We start from the raw sequence: 18643 nt of genomic DNA on the forward strand, positions 1-18643 counted from the left end.
CCGGTTCCTGGCTCCCTTCGGGGGAGCACGGATTCGGCAGGGGCGCCCGTGCGGCGTGGTTCGCCTCAAGGGGGTACGGGGCACCTGTCGGAGCACGCTAGCCAACCCGTGGTGTCCCTGTGAAGGTTGATGTTCGATATGCCCGATACGTTTTCGTGACCTTTTCGGGGCGGCCGGGCACACGGCCGGAAATCGCTCCGGAATCTCACCGACCGTGGGTGAACCGTCTCGTTACGCGCACGGCGCCCGGTCCTTGTCACCGATGCGGCCCGGGCTGTCGGTGCGGCCGCCTAGACTCGTGAGGCGATGAGCAGCCTCTTTGACGACAGTTTCCTGACCGGCCTCCAGCGAGCTGAGGACGGCCCCCCGCCGCCCCCCGAGGAGCACGCACCCGAAGCGGTGCCGGAGGGCCTCTTCGAGGACGTCTTCGACGCGCCTCCGCCGCCGCGTGACGCCTACTACCGCGACGGTGCCCCGCGCCCCGTCATCGACTCCGCAGCGCTGCTCGACGGGCTGAACACCGAGCAGCGCGCCGCCGTCGTGCACGCCGGTTCCCCGCTGCTCATCGTCGCCGGAGCCGGCTCGGGCAAGACCAGGGTGCTCACCCACCGGATCGCCCATCTCCTGGCCGAGCGCGGGGTGCACCCGGGGCAGATCCTCGCGATCACCTTCACCAACAAGGCCGCCGGCGAGATGAAGGAGCGTGTCGAGGACCTCGTCGGCCCGCGCGCCAACGCCATGTGGGTCATGACCTTCCACAGTGCCTGCGTGCGGATCCTGCGCCGCGAGTCGAAGCGCCTGGGCTTCACCTCGTCGTTCTCGATCTACGACGCCGCCGACTCCAAGCGGCTCATGGCACTGGTCTGCCGCGATCTGGACCTCGACCCGAAGCGCTACCCGCCGAAGTCGTTCACGTCGAAGGTCTCGAACCTGAAGAACGAGCTCATCGACGAGGAGACGTTCGCGGGCCAGGCCGCCGACGGCTTCGAGAAGACGCTGGCCCAGGCCTACGCGCTCTACCAGGCGCGGCTCCGCGAGGCCAACGCGCTGGACTTCGACGACATCATCATGACGACGGTCCACCTGCTCCAGGCGTTTCCCGACGTCGCGGAGCACTACCGCCGCCGCTTCCGCCACGTCATGGTCGACGAGTACCAGGACACCAACCACGCGCAGTACACCCTCGTGCGCGAGCTGGTGGGCCCGTCCGGCGAGGCCGAGGCCCCGGGCGAGCTGTGTGTCGTCGGTGACGCCGACCAGTCGATCTACGCCTTCCGCGGCGCGACCATCCGCAACATCCTCCAGTTCGAGGAGGACTATCCGGACGCCACCACGATCATGCTGGAGCAGAACTACCGCTCCACGCAGACGATCCTCTCCGCGGCCAACGCCGTCATCGAGCGCAACGAGAGCCGTCGCCCCAAGAACCTCTGGACGAACGCGGGCGCGGGCACCCGGATCGCGGGATACGTCGCGGACACCGAGCACGACGAGGCGCAGTTCGTCGCCGACGAGATCGACCGGCTGACGGACGCGGGGGACGCGAAGGCCGGCGACGTCGCGGTCTTCTACCGCACGAACGCCCAGTCCCGTGTCTTCGAGGAGATCTTCATCCGCGTCGGACTGCCCTACAAGGTCGTCGGCGGGGTGCGCTTCTACGAGCGCAAGGAGGTCAGGGACGTCCTGGCCTACCTCCGGGTCCTCTCCAACCCCGAGGACACCGTCCCGCTGCGCCGCATCCTCAACGTGCCCAAGCGGGGCATCGGTGACCGGGCCGAAGCGATGATCGACGCCCTGTCGATGCGCGAGAAGATCTCCTTCCCGCAGGCGCTGCGCCGCGTGGACGAGGCGTACGGCATGGCGGCGCGCTCGGCCAATGCCGTGAAGCGCTTCAACACGCTCATGGAGGAGCTCCGCACGATCGTGGAGTCCGGTGCGGGGCCCGCCGTCGTGCTGGAGGCGGTCATGGAGCGGACCGGCTACCTCGCGGAACTCCAGGCCTCCACCGACCCGCAGGACGAGACCCGTATCGAGAACCTCCAGGAACTCGCCGCCGTCGCCCTCGAATTCGAGCAGGAGCGCGCGGAGGAGGAGGGCTCGGGGACGCTCGCCGAGTTCCTGGAGAAGGTCGCGCTCGTCGCCGACGCCGACCAGATCCCCGACGAGGACGAGGACGGCTCCGGCGTCATCACGCTGATGACCCTGCACACGGCCAAGGGCCTCGAGTTCCCGGTGGTCTTCCTGACCGGCATGGAGGACGGCGTCTTCCCGCACATGCGCGCGCTGGGACAGGTGAAGGAGCTCGAGGAGGAGCGCCGGCTCGCCTATGTGGGCATCACCCGCGCCCGTGAGCGCCTGTATCTGACCCGGGCGGCGATGCGGAGTGCGTGGGGCCAGCCCTCGTACAACCCGCCGTCGAGGTTCCTGGAGGAGATCCCGGACCAGCACCTGGAGTGGAAGCGCAAGGGGCCGATGGCCGCTCCGGCGGGGCCGACGTCCGGCATCACGTCGTCGCTGTCCTCGTCGCGCTCGAAGTCCGGCCCCTCGGGATTCGCGACGCGCCGCAGCTCCGAGAAGCCGGTCGTCACCCTGGTGGTCGGGGACCGGGTCACGCACGACCAGTTCGGCCTGGGCACGGTGACGGCGGTCGAGGGGTTCGGCGACCAGGCGAAGGCGACGGTCGACTTCGGCGACGAGCGTCCCAAGAAGCTGCTGCTGCGCTACGCGCCGGTCGAGAAGATCTGACTCAGTACGGGTTGATGCCGTGGCTGCGGAACCACGGCATCGGGTCGATCGCCGAGCCGCCGCCGGGCCGTACCTCGAAGTGCAGGTGCGGGCCGGTGGAGTTGCCGGAGTCTCCCGAGTAGGCGATGACGTCACCGGCCTTCACCGGGCCGGAACGGATCTTCGCGGTGCTGAGGTGGCAGTACCACGTCTCGGTGCCGTCGGCCGCGGTGACGATCACCATGTTTCCGTAGGCGCTGTTCAGCTGCGTGCGCACGGTACCGTCGGTCGCCGCCATCACCGGGGTGCCGTAGCCCACGGGGAAGTCGATGCCCGTGTGCATGGACATCCAGTTCACCCCGGCCTGGCCGTAGATGGCGCTGAGGCCGTGCTGCTTCACGGGCAGCGCGAACTTGGGGCGCGCGGCCTCGCGGCGTGCGGCCTCCTCCTCGCGCTTCTTCTTCTCGGCGGCCTGACGCTCCTTCAGGTCGATGCGCTCCTGGGTGCGGCTGGCACGGTCGGCGAAGTTCTCGGCGTCGGCGCTGAGGTTGGCAAGCTGGGTGTCCAGCTTGTTGTTGGCCACGGCCGGCTGGACCGTGTCGGCGGCGGCCATGGACGTGGTCTCGTCCTTCGTCTCCTCGCCTCCGCCGACGCTCACCGAGGCGGCGGCGATGCCCGCGACGCTCATGACGCAGGCGGAGGGGACGGCGACGGTGAGGAGCGCGGAACGCTTCGCAGGGGTGCGGCGCCTGCCCCGGCCGCCGCCGCGCGGGGCGGCGGAACGGCTCACCGGGCGCGCGGAGGGGGTCACGGAGGCTGATTCCGCGGTCACGTCGACGAGGTCCGCCGTCGGCTCGGGTGCGTCGGCCTCGTGGATCTCGTCGTACGTGTCCGTGTACGCGTCCGTCTGCGGGGTACGGGTCTCGGTGTACTCGGCGTGGTCGTGCGCGCCGGGGGAGTCCTGCGGATCGTGGGAGGCGAACTGGACTGATTCGTAAGGCTCGTAGGACGCCGACTGGTGTTCGTACGAGGGATACGACGTCTGTTCGGGGGCGTACGCGGCGTTCTCGGGCGTGGCGCCTGTGTTCCAGGCCGTGGCGTCGTAGGCGCCGGTGTCCGCGGCTGCGTAGCTTTCGTATCCCGCGGTCTCGAAGGCGGGAGGAGCGAAGGTGCCGGTCGCGTAGGCCGTCGTGTCGAACGTGGTGGTGGGGAACGCGCCGGTGTCGCCGGACCCCCACTGATCGGCCTGGCCGGTCGTGTCCCAGCCCGTGGTGTCCCACTGGCCCGTCGCGTCCGGGGCCGGGGCGGCGGCCTGGGACGGAAGCGCGGCTTCGGGCACCCAGGTCGCGGTGGTGTCCTCGTAGCCCTGGGGCGCCTGCGGGTGGGACGGGGTGTCATACGGGTCGTACGAGGCCTGCTGATGCGCTCCGGTGTCCCACTGGCCGCTGTCGTAGCCGCTGTAGCCGCCGTCGTACGCCGGGGCGTAACCGCCGCCGTACGTCGTCTCGTGGTTGTCGTCCTGCTGACCCGGAAGGGTCCCGAAGAGCGGGTCGGTGTCGAAACCGCCGGTGGGCCGGCTGTCGTATCCGGCATACCCGGCGTGGGGGTGCTGGTCGTTCACCAACTTCTCTCTCGCCTCGGCAGCAGGACCTGTTCCGGGTTCCGGTGGGGGGATCCCAGGGTGAGCAGTGGCCGCGACTGTACCCGGCGGTAGTGGAGGACGACAATCTTCGGCGGCTTTCATCCCCTCAGGAAACGGGCAATCGACCGCCTTTCGGCGGACCGGAGAGCCAGAGTTGGTTCTATGTTCGAAATTCGTTCTAATCGACAGGCGGTGTGCGGGGGTTCCGGGGCGGGGGATCAGGCGACCGAGGCCGTCCCAGGAGTGCCGATGGCCGTCCCGTCGGACTCGAGCGCCTGACGGATCGCGGACGCGACGGCGGGGTGCACCGGGAGCGCGAGATGGCCGATGCCGGTGACGCGCACGTTCACCGCGTCGAGGTCGGGGTGATCGACGCAGGCCGTCTCGACCGGAAGTATCACCCTGTCCAGCTCGCTCCAGAAGCTGATGAACCGTGTCCTGCAGCCCGGAGCGGGGCGGCGCAGTTCCTCGATCAGCGCGGAGCCGCTGCGCATCTGGCGGACGATGGGGTGGGCGCCTGCCAGCGGCGCGGCGGCAGTGCCGCCGTGCGGTGTACCGAGGGTGACGAGCGTGCGTACCCGGCGGTCCCCGCCGAGCCGCTGTACGTAGTACCGCGCGATCAGGCCGCCGAGGCTGTGGCCGACGATGTCGATCTCACGGTGCCCGGTACGGGCGCAGATCTCCTCCACATGGCGGTCGAGCAACTCGGCAGCCGTGCGGATGTCGCAGGTCAGGGGCGAGTAGTTGAGCGACTCCAGATGGTGCCAGCCGTGCCGGGCCAGGGAGCGGCGGAGCAGGACGAAGACGGAACGGTTGTCGATGAAACCGTGCAGCAGGACGACCGGGGGCCGGTCGTCGGCCGGGATGGGCAGAGCGGTCGTGTCCGCCGGACGGGTGACCCCGCCGGTGTCGGCGCCGGTGTCCTGCGGAGGTGTGGGGGTCCGGCGCTCGGGGGTGAGGCCGGACGGGTAGATCAGCGCGTGCCCGGCGAGGATCGCCAGCTCCAGTGCCGTGGCCCTGATCAGTGCCGACGACAGCCAGGCCGGGCGCAGGCACGGCCTGCGCAGCAGTAGGGGTAGGAAGGACAGGACCTTCATGGCCGACCTCCTGCACGGCACGCGGGGGAGGCGGCTCCCTGACCCGTATGCCCTCACGGGGGTCGCTGCGGAGGCGGCCGGCAGCCCTGATGCGGCCGGGGGCCGTACCACCGTGCCGTGCGGCTGACGGCGCGGTGGGACGGCGACCTCGTTGCGGCTCCCCTGGCGGCGCTCCCCGCGCGGCCGTGGGCCGCCCGGTGCTGGGAACGACGCCGGCGAACATGTCCCATGTGTGATTTCCCCCTCCCGGCCCACCGCGAAACGACGCCGTGCGGGATGCTGTGGATAACGTTCGTTCACATCACCGGCCCTCCGGGCACGGGAGACGCATGTGGAGGCATAGATGGGTGTGACCGGTCCGATCCGTGTGGTGGTGGCCAAGCCGGGCCTCGACGGCCATGACCGCGGGGCCAAGGTCATCGCGCGGGCGCTGCGGGACGCGGGCATGGAGGTCATCTACACGGGGCTCCACCAGACGCCCGAGCAGATCGTGGACACAGCGATCCAGGAGGACGCCGACGCCATCGGTCTCTCGATTCTCTCCGGTGCCCACAACACGCTCTTCTCCAAGGTCATCGAGCTGCTGAAGGAGCGCGAGGCGGAGGACATCAAGGTGTTCGGCGGCGGCATCATCCCCGAGGCGGACATCGCTCCGCTGAAGGAGCAGGGCGTCGCGGAGATCTTCACCCCGGGTGCCACGACGGCCTCGATCGTCGACTGGGTGAACGCGCACGTCCGACAGCCGGCGGAGGCCTGAGCGCGCCGTGGCCCGGGGTGGGACCGCGGCTCGGCGCCTTGGTGCCTCGGCCTCCGGAGCGGGGCTCGGACGGCTCCGGCCGTAGCGGGGCTCGGTCCCTCAGGGCGGGGCCACTGGGGCTCAGGCTCTGTGGGCGGATCCAGGTCCACGGCCGCTTCGGCCCATGGCGGGGCCCGGCGCGGGGCCTGCGGGGCGGATCCACAAGGCCTGGGCATCCGCAGTGCTTCGGCCGACGCTGGGCGGGGCCCTTCCTTCCGCGCGTCCGTCTCCTGACGCCTGCCCTGCCGCTGCCTTCTGCTGCCTGCCTCCTACTGCCTGCCACCTTCTGCCTCGTCGCTGCCCCTCCCCGTTGCTGTTCCTGCCCCTCCCGGCCGGTCCTGGCGGTCCTGGGCCAGTTCCGCGTCCATGGCGGCGCGCAGGCGCAGGGTGGACACCAGCCGCAGGAACGCCTCCGACCAGTAGCCGCCCGCGCCGGGTGAGGCGCCTTCCGGCTCGTCCGGCGTGGTGGTGAGCACCGCGAGCCGGTCCGCCTCGGCCGGGTTCAGGCAGCGCTCGGCGAGCCCCATCACCCCGCTGAAGCTCCAGGGGTAGCTCCCCGCGTCCCGGGCTATGTCCAGTGCGTCGACCACCGCCCTGCCGAGCGGCCCGTCCCAGGGCACGGAGCAGACGCCGAGCAGCTGGAAGGCCTCGGACAGGCCGTGCGCGGCTATGAAGCCGGCGACCCAGAGCGCACGCTCGGAGGGGGGCAGGGTGGCGAGGAGCTTCGACCGCTCGGCCAGCGACACCGTCCCCGGGCCGTTGGCCAGGGGGGTCGACGGGGCGCCGAGCAACGCCCGTGCCCAGCCGGGGTCCCGCTGCCGCACGGCGGCCCGGCACCAGGCGGCGTGGAGCTCCGCGTCCCAGCCGTCGGAGACCGGCAGCATCACCAACTCCTGCGCCGTCCGGCCGCCGAACTTCTCCCGCCAGACCCCGAGCGGGGTCGCCTCCACCAACTGGCCGAGCCACCATGACCGTTCGCCTCGGCCCGAGGGGGGTACCGGCACCACTCCGTCGCGCTCCATGGCGGCGTCGCACTCGTGCGGCGCCTCCACGGCGATGGACACGTCACCCCCCGTACGGTCGGGGTTCACGCAGGACGTGGCACGAGCCGCCATCCGTCGGGCGAGCGCAGAACCGGGCAGCGCGGACAGCAGCTCGGCTGCCGTGGAGCGGACGTTGCGGCTGCGGTCCGCGAGCGCCTCCTCCAGAAACGCTTCGTCGCTCCCGGAGAGCCCGGACCGGAGGGAGTCGACGAACATCAGCCGGTCCTCGGCCCGCTCCGTGGACCACGTGGCGGTGAGCAGCGACCTGGCCGCGTCGGGATCCTGCTCCCGCACCGCCCCGAGCAGCGCGACCCGCTCGGCGAAGAGCCCCTCCTCCCAGAGCCGGCGAACCGCCTCCGGATCCGATGTGTCCGGCCGGTGCGCACCGCGGTGCGAGGCCCGCAGCGCGAACCTCCACTCCGGATTCAGCCCGGCCAGCCAGAGTCCGCGCGGTCCGGCGAACGCCAGCACGTGCGGACGCAGATCCGAGCGCGCTCGTGCCGCGTCCAGCAGGGCGGGCAGGAGCTCCGCCGGTGCCCGGTAGCCGCGTGCGTGGGCGGAGGCCAGCCACTGGGGGATGAGCTCGGTGAGATCGGGAGCCGCTCCCCGGCGCCCGCCACTGGGCGGAGCCGAGCGGTCGGCCAGCAGCTGGGCGAGCCGGCGGCGGGCGGCGGCCGGCAGCGGCGGCCGGGGATCCGCAGGCGCCGGCACGGGCAGGACGGCTCCTGTGGCCGGCCGCAGGGCCGCCCTGCGCCGCAGCGTGTGCACGGCGGCCGCGTCGAGCAGCGCCACCGGGCCGGCCGCGGTGCCGCCTGCCGCGCGGAGCGGACGCCGGTCGGTGCCGAGGAGTGCCGAGGTGACCAGGTCTTCCCATGGGGGGTTCACGGGTACGTCCGGCGTCGTGATGTCGGTGGGCATCGGGTCCCTTCCGGTGGTCCGGGGACAGCGGGTCGCAGGCTTGCGGCGGTCGAGGAGGACGCGGTACGTCAGGCGAGGGCCACTGCCGCGCTCGCTCCGGCGTCGTCGGAGGTCTCGGGAGGCCAGGCCGCGAGCGGGTCGAAGCCCCGGTGCCCGCACTCGCCGAACACGGTCAGGGGGCCTCCGCCGGACAGTGCCACGAGCTTCCAGAGCCCTGGCCGGGACAGTGCGGAGGGCGCGATCGGAAGGGCGGAAGCGTCCGCCGCGCCGACCAGGCGCCAGCCGTCCCCGGACGGCGCGGGTATGACATCGCTCAGCGTGACCGGCCACGCGTCGAGCCAGGGGTCGTCCCGAAGCGCCCGCCCGTACGCGGCGACGGCCTCGGCTGTCGTGCCGCCGGGCGGCGGTGCTGCCGTGACGACGGGCTCGCCGTACCGAGGTCCCAGCTCGGCCCGCAGCCCTCCGCCGCCCGAGAAGGGCGTCACCTCGGCGTCCACCACAGCGCCCACCGGCAGTGCATGGGCGGGAGCTCGCCCCGGCGCACCGTAGGACAGCAGCAGGGCGGTGCGCGCCGACTCCGTGCCGTACAGCCAGATGCGGCGGGTGACGATCCGGCCGTCAGGTACGTCGTACTGCGCGAGGACGAGCCAGCGATCGCGGACGGCCGGTCCTTCGGCCGAGGCCGTCAGTCCCACCCTCCTGCGGACGGTCGCGGCCAGCGGGCCGGGCAGCCGGTCGCGCCCGAGCCAGCCCGAGTCCAGCAGATGCAGGAGCGCGCACTCCTCGAGCAACCGCGCCGGCCAGCCGGGTCCCGAAGCCGGAAGCGACCCCAGATCCCGCACCCGGTTGGCGAGCCCCGGCGCCTGGGCGTCGACCATGCGGGCCGCCGTTTCCTCCCACAGCCCGTATCCCGGCCGGTCCACCTCCGCGAGTCCGCCGCGCAGCAGATCGGTGAGGCGCTGCTCCAGCTCCCGCGTGCCGCCCGTGATGCGCTCGGCCCTGCGGTCGGCGCGCCGGGCGGCCTCCCGGCTCGCGGGCCCTTCGGCCGCCGCCGGTCCTGGAGGTGCCTCGGCCGCCGCCCGGCCGCGTCGGTCCGCAGGCCGCCGCGCGGCCCAGGCGGGCGGCTCCTGGACCCGGCCGAGTACCCGCGCGTCGGAGGCGAGGAGCAGCAGGAGTCCCAGGACATGCCGGCAGGGGGATTCCTCCCGGCGGCAACTGCACCTGTAGTCAGGCACGTTCGTGTCGACCGTCGTGCGGTGCGGGGGACCGTCGCCGTCCGCGCACACCCCCCACGCGACACCCGGACCGCCGCGCCCCGCACCGGACCACACGCGCTCCGAACCGAGCGCGAGGCCCGCCGCACGTGACTTGTCGTCAGGAGCGAGCTCCAGCACCCACTCCGTCGTCTTGTGCTCCACCCGACCGGCGGAGCGCCAGGGTTCTCCCCCGTGAGACAGCACCATGGAACCGACGGTAGGGCGTGCCACTGACAATCAGCCGCGACCTGCGATTCCGCCCGTTCCGCGCTGACTTGACCGTTTCGCTTCGGTGCGCTTCTCTGCGAAGAGGACAACGACATCGGGGGATTCGGATGAACCGCACCACACGCACCACCCGTATCGGGCGCACCACCCGTGCCGCGGTGGCGGGGCTGGCCGCCTGCGGCCTCGCGCTCGGCCTCGGCGCCTGCTCCGACGAAGCCGTCGAGGCCGTCGACAAGGTCACGGACGAGACCTACGAGGTGACCTACGAAGTCACCGGTACGAGCGCCGGCGAGATCCAGTTCCACGGTGGTGGCGGCAAGGCCCTGGAGCCCGAGACCGAGTCGGTCGAGTCGCCCGTGCTGCCGTGGAAGAAGACCGTCACGCTGCGCGGGATCATGCCGCCGGCGGTCATGCCGGTCCCACCGGACGCGGGCGCGGCGGACCTCGCCTGCACCATCACCCACAAGGGCGAGGTCATCGCGGAGGCGAAGGGCGAGGAGCTCCTCACGAGCGGCGGATGCGTCGCGGTCTCGCCCGTCACAGGCTGATCCTCCGCCTGGTCCCCGATCGGTCCCGGGCCCGTGCCGGGACCGATTGTCAGTGCCGTGGTGCACGGTGGAAACCGCATCGGATCGACCGATCCGGAGGGGGATTCATGACCGTGTCCGTACAGACCGACGCCGCTGGCGGCGAAGCCCTGAGGCCGCACGCCGAGCATGCCTTCGCCGACGAGCTCAAGGCGCTCGCCGCCGCTGACGACCGCCCCAGGCCCGCCCGTTGGAAGCTCTCGCCCTGGGCCGTCTCCACCTATCTGCTCGGCGGGACGCTTCCGGACGGCACACTGATCACACCGAAGTACGTGGGCCCGCGCCGCCTCGTCGAGGTCGCCGTGACCACGCTCGCCACCGATCGGGCCCTGCTGCTCCTCGGCGTTCCGGGGACCGCCAAGACCTGGGTGTCCGAACACCTCGCCGCAGCCGTCAGCGGGGACTCGACCCTGCTCGTCCAGGGAACCGCGGGCACCCCCGAGGAAGCCGTCCGCTACGGGTGGAACTACGCGCAGTTGCTGGCCCAAGGGCCCAGCCGTGAGGCGCTGGTGCCGAGCCCGGTCATGCGGGCCATGGCCGAGGGCATGACCGCACGCGTGGAGGAGCTCACCCGCATCCCCGCCGACGTGCAGGACGCGCTCATCACGATCCTTTCGGAGAAGACACTTCCCGTTCCCGAGCTGGGCCAGGAGGTCCAGGCGGTCCGGGGGTTCAATCTCGTCGCCACGGCGAACGACCGCGACCGCGGGGTCAACGAGCTCTCCAGCGCGCTGCGCCGCCGGTTCAACACCGTCGTGCTGCCGCTGCCCGCGACACCTGAGGCCGAGGTGGACATCGTCTCCCGGCGCGTCGCCCAGATCGGGCGCTCGCTCGACCTGCCCCCGGCGCCCGACGGGATGACCGAGATCCGGCGCGTCGTCACGGTCTTCCGCGAACTGCGCGACGGCATCACCACGGACGGCCGGACCAAGCTCAAGTCGCCGTCGGGGACACTGTCCACGGCCGAGGCCATCTCCGTCGTCACCGGAGGCCTCGCGCTCGCCGCCCACTTCGGCGACGGTGTCCTGCGCCCGGGTGACGTGGCAGCGGGAATACGCGGGGCCGTCGTCCGCGATCCCACGGCCGACCGCGTGGTCTGGCAGGAGTACGTGGAGACCGTCGTCCGGGAGCGGGACGGCTGGAAGGACTTCTACCGCGCCTGCCGCGAGGCCGCCGAATGACACCCCGCGCCGGAGGGGCCACCGCCCCAGGGGGGCCGCTGCTGCTGGGGGTTCGCCATCACGGTCCCGGCTCCGCCCGTGCGGTCCTGGCAGCCCTGGAATCCGTACGGCCGGGTGCCGTGCTCGTCGAGGGACCACCCGAGGGCGACGCGCTGCTGCCGCTCGCCGCGCACAGCCGGATGCGTCCCCCCGTCGCGCTGCTGGCGCACGCCGTGGACGACCCGGGACGTGCCGCGTTCTGGCCGATGGCGGACTTCTCGCCCGAGTGGGTGGCGATCCGCTGGGCATCGGCGCACGGGGTCCCCGTGCGTTTCGTGGACCTGCCCGCCGCGCACTCCCTGGCGCTGACGGAACAGCGGGAGGGCGGGCCGGGGGAGGGCCGGGGGATGGATCCGATCGGAATCCTCGCCGGGACCGCCGGCTACGACGACCCCGAGCGCTGGTGGGAGGACGTCGTCGAGCACCGCGCGACGGGCGGGCAGCCCGCCGACCCGTGCGCCCCGTTCGCCGCGCTCGCCGAGGCGATGACGGCGCTGCGGGAGGCCTACGGGGACGGGGGACATCCGCAGGACGCCGTCCGGGAGGCCTGCATGCGCCTTCAGCTGCGCGCCGCCCGGAAGGAGTTCGGCGACGACATCGCCGTGGTCTGCGGCGCGTGGCACGTTCCCGCCCTCACGGCGAGGACGACCGTCGCCGCCGACCGGGCGCTCCTCAAGGGGATGCCCAAGGTGAAGACGGAGCTGACCTGGGTGCCCTGGACCCATCGCAGGCTCGCCCGGTACAGCGGATACGGCGCGGGGATCGAGTCACCCGGCTGGTACGGGCACCTGTTCGCCGCCCCGGACCGGCCCGTCGAGCGCTGGATGACGAAGGTGGCCGGACTCCTGCGCGACACGGACAGGACCGTGTCCTCCGCGGACGTCATCGAGGCCGTCCGCCTGGCCGGGACCCTGGCAGCCCTGCGAGGCCGCCCGGCCGTGGGCCTGGACGAAGCCACCGACGCCGTCAGGGCCGTCATGTGCGAGGGATCCGATGTGCCACTCGCCCTCGTACGGGACCGGCTCGTCGTCGGCGAGATCCTCGGGGAGGTCCCGGACACCGCCCCGGCCGTCCCCCTCCAGCGCGACCTGGACAGGCAGCAGCGCACACTGAGGCTCAGGCCCGAGGCGGAGAAGCGCGAGCTGGAGCTCGATCTCCGCAAGGACACCGACGCGGCCCGCAGCAGACTGCTGCACCGGCTGCGGCTCATCGGGGTGCACTGGGGCGAACCCGCCGCGGGCCGGGGCAGCACGGGGACGTTCCGGGAGGCCTGGCGGCTGCACTGGGATCCCGAACTCTTCGTGCGGATCGCCGAGGCCGGGGTGTGGGGCACCACGGTGCTGGGCGCCGCGACCGCCAGGGCCGAGGCGGACGCCGTGTCGGCGTCCTCGCTCGCCGGGGTCACCGCGCTCGCAGAGCAGTGCCTCCTGGCCGGCCTGACCGAGGCTCTGCCCGTCGTGATGAGGGCCCTCGCCGACCGGGCCGCCCTCGACGCGGATGCCGGCCACCTCGCCGACGCACTGCCCGCCCTCGCCCGCTCCCTGCGGTACGGGGACGTACGGGCCACGGACACCACGGCTCTGGGAGAGGTGGCCGTCGGCCTGGCCGAGCGCGTCTGCGTGGGCCTGCCGCCCGCCTGCACCGGCCTCGACGCGGACGCGGCCGAGGAGGCGCGGCGACGGATGGACGGCGTGCACATCGCGATCGGGCTGCTCGCCACCACCGTACGGGCGGAAGGGCTGCCCGAGCGGTGGGCGGGCGTCCTGCACAAGCTGTCCGCCAGGGACGCGGTCTCCGGTGTGATCCGGGGCCGTGCCACGCGCCTGCTCCTGGACGACGGGCGGCTGGCCGGGAGCGAGACCGCGCGCCTGATGGGGCTGGCCCTCTCGCCCGCCGCCGCACCGGCCGAAGCGGCGGCGTGGATCGAGGGGTTCGTCGGCGGAGCGTCGGGCGGCGGTCTGCTGCTCGTCCACGACGAGCGGCTCCTCGGCCTCGTCGACACCTGGCTGACGGGCGTACCGGCCGACACCTTCGCCGACGTACTGCCCCTGGTGCGCCGCACCTTCTCCGCCTACGAGCCGGGTGTGCGGCGCACGCTGGGTGAGCTCGTCCGCCGGGGGACGGGCCCCGGGAGGGCGGCGCGCGACGAGGGCGTGGCCCCCGCGCCGGGCTTCGGCGAAGGACTCGATGAGGAGCGGGCGGACGCGGTGGTGCCGGTGGTGCGGCTGCTGCTCGGCCTCGACACCCCGGCGGAGCGGGCGGTGAGGGGATGACCACGGACCGGGCGCGCCCGGAGGAGGAGAGGGCGATGGACACGGCTCCCGCAGAGGACGAGCGGCTGCGGCGTTGGCGCATGGTGCTCGGCGCGGACAGCGCCGAGAGCACGGGACGCGCGCTCACCGGACGCGACGCGGCGATGGACGGGGCCCTGACCGCTCTGTACGACGGCGGGAGGAAGCCGGGCGGCCGGGGCGGAGCCGAGCGTTCCGCGGGGCTCGGGGCATCCGCCCCGTCGGTGGCCCGCTGGCTCGGCGACATCCGCACGTACTTCCCGGCCTCCGTCGTCCAGGTCATGCAGCGCGACGCGATCGACCGCCTCGGGCTCTCCGCCCTGCTGCTGGAGCCGGAGATGCTGGAGGCCGTGGAACCCGACGTCCATCTGGTCGGCACCCTGCTCTCGCTCGGCAAGGCGATGCCGGAGACGACGAAGGAGACGGCCCGGGCCGTCGTACGCAAGGTCGTCGACGACCTGGAGCGCCGGCTGGCCACCCGCACCAGGGCGACGCTCACCGGCGCCCTCGACCGCTCGGCCAGATCGGCCCGGCCGCGCCACCGCGACATCGACTGGGACCGCACGGTCCGGGCCAACCTCAGGAACTACGTGCCCCTTCCCGGCCGTGAAGGGGCCGGGACGGTGATACCCGAGCGTCTCGTCGGGTACGGGCGGGCGGCCCGGTCCGTGAAGAAGGACGTCATCCTCTGTGTCGACCAGTCGGGGTCCATGGCGGCCTCCGTCGTCCACGCCTCGGTCTTCGGCGCGGTGCTCGCATCGATGCGGACCCTGGCGACCCGGCTCGTGGTGTTCGACACGGCTGTCGTCGACCTCACCGACCAGCTCGACGATCCGGTCGACGTCCTGTTCGGCACGCAGCTCGGCGGCGGTACGGACATCAACCGCGCGCTCGCCTACTGCCAGTCGAGGATCACCCGCCCGGCGGACACCGTCGTCGTCCTCATCAGCGATCTCCACGAGGGAGGGATCCGCGAGGAGATGATGCGACGGGCCGCCGCGATGAAGGCGTCCGGCGTGCAGTTCGTGACGCTGCTCGCCCTCTCCGACGAGGGCACACCCTCCTACGACCGGGACCACGCAGCCGCGCTGGGGGCGCTCGGCGCCCCTGCCTTCGCCTGCACTCCGGACCTCTTCCCCGAGGTCATGGCGGCGGCGATCGAGAAACGGCCTCTGCCGGTACCGGACACGGGCCGGTGACCCCACGGACCCCGGTCCGCGATCCCGGCCACGGGCCGTCCCACCCGGCCGGCGGAGAGCCGTTTTGTCCTCCGCACCCCCGTCACCAGCGCGGTCTGTGACCGGTATCACCGCTCAGGTGTGATGTGCAATTTAGGGTCCGGCGCGGCGCGGGGGATAACCTGCCGGATGGACATGCCGCGTACCCGGTCACCGTGTGCGCCTCCCTAGTGACTGCGCAGTCACGTTGCCCTCGCGGCACGCCCACGCAGAAAACCAACCGCGAGACCACTAAAAGGGACGGACGCGCGTGGACCTGTTCGAGTACCAGGCGAGGGACCTCTTCGCCAAGCACGGTGTACCGGTGCTGGCCGGTGAAGTCATCGACACGCCTGAGGCAGCCCGCGAGGCGACCGAGCGGCTGGGCGGCAAGTCCGTCGTCAAGGCGCAGGTGAAGGTCGGCGGCCGCGGCAAGGCCGGCGGCGTGAAGCTGGCGGCAGACCCGGAGGAGGCGGTCGCTCGCGCGACCGACATCCTCGGCATGGACATCAAGGGCCACACGGTCCACAAGGTGATGATCGCCGAGCTGTCCCCGGAGATCGAGGCGGAGTACTACGTCTCGTACCTCCTCGACCGCACCAACCGCACCTTCCTCGCCATGGCGTCGGTGCAGGGCGGCATGGACATCGAGGAGGTCGCGGAGAAGACCCCCGAGGCCCTCGCGAAGGTCCCGGTCAACGCCGTCGACGGCGTGGACATCGAGAAGGCCCGCGAGATCGTGGCCCAGGCGAAGTTCCCGGCCGAGGTGGCCGAGGGTGTCGCCGAGGCCATGGTGACCCTGTGGGACACCTTCGTCGCCGAGGACGCGCTCCTCGTCGAGGTCAACCCGCTGGTGAAGACCAAGGACGGCCGCATCCTGGCGCTGGACGGCAAGGTGTCTCTCGACGAGAACGCCGACTTCCGCCAGCCCGACCACGAGGCGCTCGAGGACAAGGCCGCGGCCAACCCCCTCGAGGCCGCGGCCAAGGCCAAGAACCTCAACTACGTCAAGCTCGAGGGCGAGGTCGGCATCATCGGTAACGGTGCCGGTCTGGTCATGTCGACCCTGGACGTCGTCGCGTACGCCGGTGAGAAGCACGGCAACGTGAAGCCCGCCAACTTCCTCGACATCGGTGGCGGCGCCTCCGCGGAGGTCATGGCGAACGGCCTGGAGATCATCCTCGGCGACGCGGACGTCAAGTCCGTCTTCGTCAACGTCTTCGGTGGCATCACCGCCTGCGACGAGGTCGCCAACGGCATCGTCCAGGCCCTGGAGCTGCTCAAGTCCAAGGGCGAGGACGTCACCAAGCCGCTGGTCGTGCGCCTCGACGGCAACAACGCGGAACTGGGTCGCAAGATCCTCTCCGACGCCAACCACCCGCTCGTTCAGCGTGTGGACACCATGGACGGCGCGGCCGACAAGGCCGCCGAGCTCGCCGCGGCTGCGAAGTAAGGGACGAGGGACTCCAACACCATGGCTATCTTCCTCACCAAGGACAGCAAGGTCATCGTCCAGGGGATGACCGGCGCCACGGGCATGAAGCACACCAAGCTCATGCTGGCCGACGGCACCAACATCGTCGGTGGCGTGAACCCGCGCAAGGCGGGCACCTCCGTCGACTTCGACGGCACCGAGGTACCCGTGTTCGGCTCCGTCGCCGAGGCGATGGAGAAGACCGGCGCCGACGTGTCCGTCCTCTTCGTCCCGCCGGCCTTCGCGAAGGCCGCCGTCGTCGAGGCGATCGACGCCGAGATCCCGCTGGCCGTCGTGATCACCGAGGGCATCGCGGTCCACGACTCGGCCGCCTTCTGGGCGTACGCCGGTTCGAAGGGCAACAAGACCCGGATCATCGGGCCGAACTGCCCCGGTCTGATCACCCCCGGCCAGTCCAACGCCGGCATCATCCCGGGCGACATCACCAAGCCCGGCCGCATCGGTCTCGTGTCCAAGTCCGGCACGCTGACCTACCAGATGATGTACGAGCTCCGTGACATCGGCTTCTCGTCCGCCGTCGGTATCGGTGGCGACCCCGTCATCGGTACGACGCACATCGACGCCCTCGCGGCGTTCGAGGCGGACCCCGAGACCGACCTCATCGTGATGATCGGCGAGATCGGTGGCGACGCCGAGGAGCGTGCCGCCGACTACATCGCGAAGAACGTCACGAAGCCGGTCGTCGGCTACGTCGCGGGCTTCACCGCCCCGGAGGGCAAGACCATGGGCCACGCAGGCGCCATCGTCTCCGGCTCCTCCGGTACCGCCGCGGCCAAGAAGGACGCCCTCGAGGCGGCAGGCGTGAAGGTCGGCAAGACGCCGACCGAGACCGCCAAGCTGGCACGCGAGGTCCTCGGCGGCTGACCGCCCACCCCGCTTCACCGCGGAACGGCGCGGGGCCCCCCCCCCTACAACCAGGGGGGGGGGGCCCGCCCGTTTTTCTCCCCCCCACCCCCCCGGGGGGGGTGGGGGGACGAAAACGGCGGGGGCCGGCCCCCCTGGTCGTAGGGGGGCGGGCCCGCGCCGTTCCGCGGTGAAGCGGTCGAGCTGATGAGGAGCACCCCGAAGCAGAGTGCCGCCCGGGTCCAGAGTTCCGCGATGCGCTCGCCGCCCGCGCGGACGGCGGGTGCGGACGGTGGCGCGGGCACGTCCTCCGCGAGGGCGAGTGCGCGGAGCCGTTCATGGAGCACCACGGACCGGCCGCCGGGCCCCGGGGACTCCACCAGGCCGGGCACCTGCTCCACGACGGCGGTCCGTGCGTTCACCAGCCTGCTTGCCGCGGCAGGCGTACTCGCCTCCGTCTCCGCGGCCGTCTCCGGCAGCCCGAGGCCCACACCGTCATGGAGCAGCAGCGTGCGGCGGTACGAGGGCGGAAGGCCGAGCAGCGCGTCGAGCAGGGCGCCCCGCGCCGGATCCCCGGGAAGCGGGTCGGCCCGGCGGTGGGCGGGGCGCAGCCGGTGCCAGGGGGACATCGCGTACTCGTACGCCGCCGCCCGTACCCAGCCCGCCGGATCACGGTCCCTGACCACCTCGGGCCAGCGCTGCCAGGCGATCCGGAAGGCGTGTTCGACGGCTTCCCTGGAGAGGGTCCGGCGGCCGGTCAGCAGAAAGACCTGACGGGTGAGGCCCGGCGCCGTGCGGCTGTACAGGACGTCGAACGCCTCCTCGGACGTGAGGCTCTCCCGGGCCCGGGGGACGAGGCCCGGCCCCTTCGGCGGGGCCGGCTCCGGCTCGGGGGCGGTCCGGGTGCCGACAGCGGGGCCGGTTCCGGGGTCGGTCGCGGGTGCGGTCGGGGGCGTCGTGCTGCTCCGGGGGACGTCGACGGAGGGGGGCGGCGCGGAGGGAGGCGGCGCGGAGGGGGGCGGCGCGGAAGGGTTCGGCGCGGAGGGGTGTCCGGCGCAGCCGAGCAGCTTGGCGTAGGCGGCGCGCAGGCGGCCCCGCGGGCTGGTGCGCCCCTTCTCCCAGGAACGGACGGTGGCGGGCGTGACGCCCACGACTCTCGCCACATCTTCCTCGCTCAGCGCTCTGGCCTCGCGCAGCCTCCGGCGCTCCTTGGGAGAGGGCAACGGGGCGGCGGGAGCCGGACCGGTGATGCTCCGTGTCATGCCCGGCCTCCGTCCCCGGCGGCA

General features: G+C 72.4%; 13 protein-coding genes. 8 read left to right on the forward strand and 5 right to left on the reverse strand.

Features of this window, described 5'->3' with window-relative positions; all coding sequences use genetic code 11:
• The first annotated feature begins 306 nt into the window (after positions 1-306).
• On the forward strand, positions 307-2745 hold the full coding sequence (gene pcrA / locus OO67_RS05770; protein ID WP_033297700.1) for a DNA helicase PcrA: 2439 nt from the start codon (positions 307-309) through the stop codon (positions 2743-2745).
• 1 nt (position 2746) lies between these two features.
• On the opposite strand, the gene OO67_RS05775 is transcribed toward pcrA, so the two are convergent.
• Both OO67_RS05775 and OO67_RS05780 read right to left on the reverse strand, forming a co-directional pair.
• Entirely contained in the window at positions 2747-4345 is a 1599-nt protein-coding gene (locus OO67_RS05775; protein WP_033297701.1) for a M23 family metallopeptidase, read from the reverse strand.
• A gap of 239 nt (positions 4346-4584) precedes the next feature.
• The gene (locus OO67_RS05780) at positions 4585-5463 is read right to left on the reverse strand and encodes an esterase/lipase family protein (protein WP_078597653.1); all 879 of its coding nucleotides are present in this window, start codon (positions 5461-5463) and stop codon (positions 4585-4587) included.
• Between the two features lie 343 nt (positions 5464-5806).
• Between OO67_RS05780 and icmB the strand changes: the two genes are divergently transcribed.
• The gene (gene icmB / locus OO67_RS05785) at positions 5807-6220 is read left to right on the forward strand and encodes a coenzyme B12-dependent isobutyryl CoA mutase small subunit (protein ID WP_033297702.1); all 414 of its coding nucleotides are present in this window, start codon (positions 5807-5809) and stop codon (positions 6218-6220) included.
• A 308-nt stretch (positions 6221-6528) separates the two neighbouring features.
• Here icmB and OO67_RS05790 read toward each other — a convergent pair whose 3' ends face one another.
• Positions 6529-8220: a DUF5691 domain-containing protein gene (locus tag OO67_RS05790; protein WP_051709152.1), complete on the reverse strand. Its 1692-nt coding sequence runs from the start codon at positions 8218-8220 to the stop codon at positions 6529-6531.
• A 68-nt stretch (positions 8221-8288) separates the two neighbouring features.
• Entirely contained in the window at positions 8289-9683 is a 1395-nt protein-coding gene (locus OO67_RS05795; RefSeq protein WP_051709154.1) for an SWIM zinc finger family protein, read from the reverse strand.
• Between the two features lie 128 nt (positions 9684-9811).
• Between OO67_RS05795 and OO67_RS05800 the strand changes: the two genes are divergently transcribed.
• From OO67_RS05800 to sucD, 6 genes are all read left to right on the forward strand, one after another.
• A complete protein-coding gene (locus tag OO67_RS05800; RefSeq protein ID WP_078597655.1) occupies positions 9812-10252 on the forward strand; it encodes a hypothetical protein in 441 nt (146 codons plus the stop codon).
• 107 nt (positions 10253-10359) lie between these two features.
• Positions 10360-11472 (forward strand): ATP-binding protein, encoded by a 1113-nt coding sequence (locus tag OO67_RS05805; RefSeq protein WP_033297704.1) that lies wholly within the window; start codon positions 10360-10362, stop codon positions 11470-11472.
• Positions 11469-13784 (forward strand): DUF5682 family protein, encoded by a 2316-nt coding sequence (locus OO67_RS05810; protein ID WP_051709156.1) that lies wholly within the window; start codon positions 11469-11471, stop codon positions 13782-13784. The genes OO67_RS05805 and OO67_RS05810 overlap by 4 nt, the downstream gene beginning before the upstream one ends.
• Before the next feature lie 35 nt (positions 13785-13819).
• Positions 13820-15001 carry a VWA domain-containing protein gene (locus OO67_RS05815; protein WP_033297705.1) on the forward strand — a complete coding sequence of 394 codons (1182 nt, stop codon included), beginning with the start codon at positions 13820-13822 and terminating at the stop codon, positions 14999-15001.
• A gap of 289 nt (positions 15002-15290) precedes the next feature.
• The gene (gene sucC / locus OO67_RS05820; protein ID WP_033297706.1) at positions 15291-16472 is read left to right on the forward strand and encodes an ADP-forming succinate--CoA ligase subunit beta; all 1182 of its coding nucleotides are present in this window, start codon (positions 15291-15293) and stop codon (positions 16470-16472) included.
• A gap of 21 nt (positions 16473-16493) precedes the next feature.
• A complete protein-coding gene (gene sucD, locus OO67_RS05825; protein WP_033297707.1) occupies positions 16494-17378 on the forward strand; it encodes a succinate--CoA ligase subunit alpha in 885 nt (294 codons plus the stop codon).
• 44 nt (positions 17379-17422) lie between these two features.
• Here the strand turns inward: sucD and OO67_RS05830 are convergent, their stop codons facing one another.
• A complete protein-coding gene (locus OO67_RS05830; protein WP_078597657.1) occupies positions 17423-18619 on the reverse strand; it encodes a sigma factor-like helix-turn-helix DNA-binding protein in 1197 nt (398 codons plus the stop codon).
• Positions 18620-18643: the final 24 nt, after the last annotated feature.

This window comes from Streptomyces atroolivaceus (genome assembly GCF_000717025.1).
Lineage (GTDB): Bacteria > Actinomycetota > Actinomycetes > Streptomycetales > Streptomycetaceae > Streptomyces > Streptomyces atroolivaceus.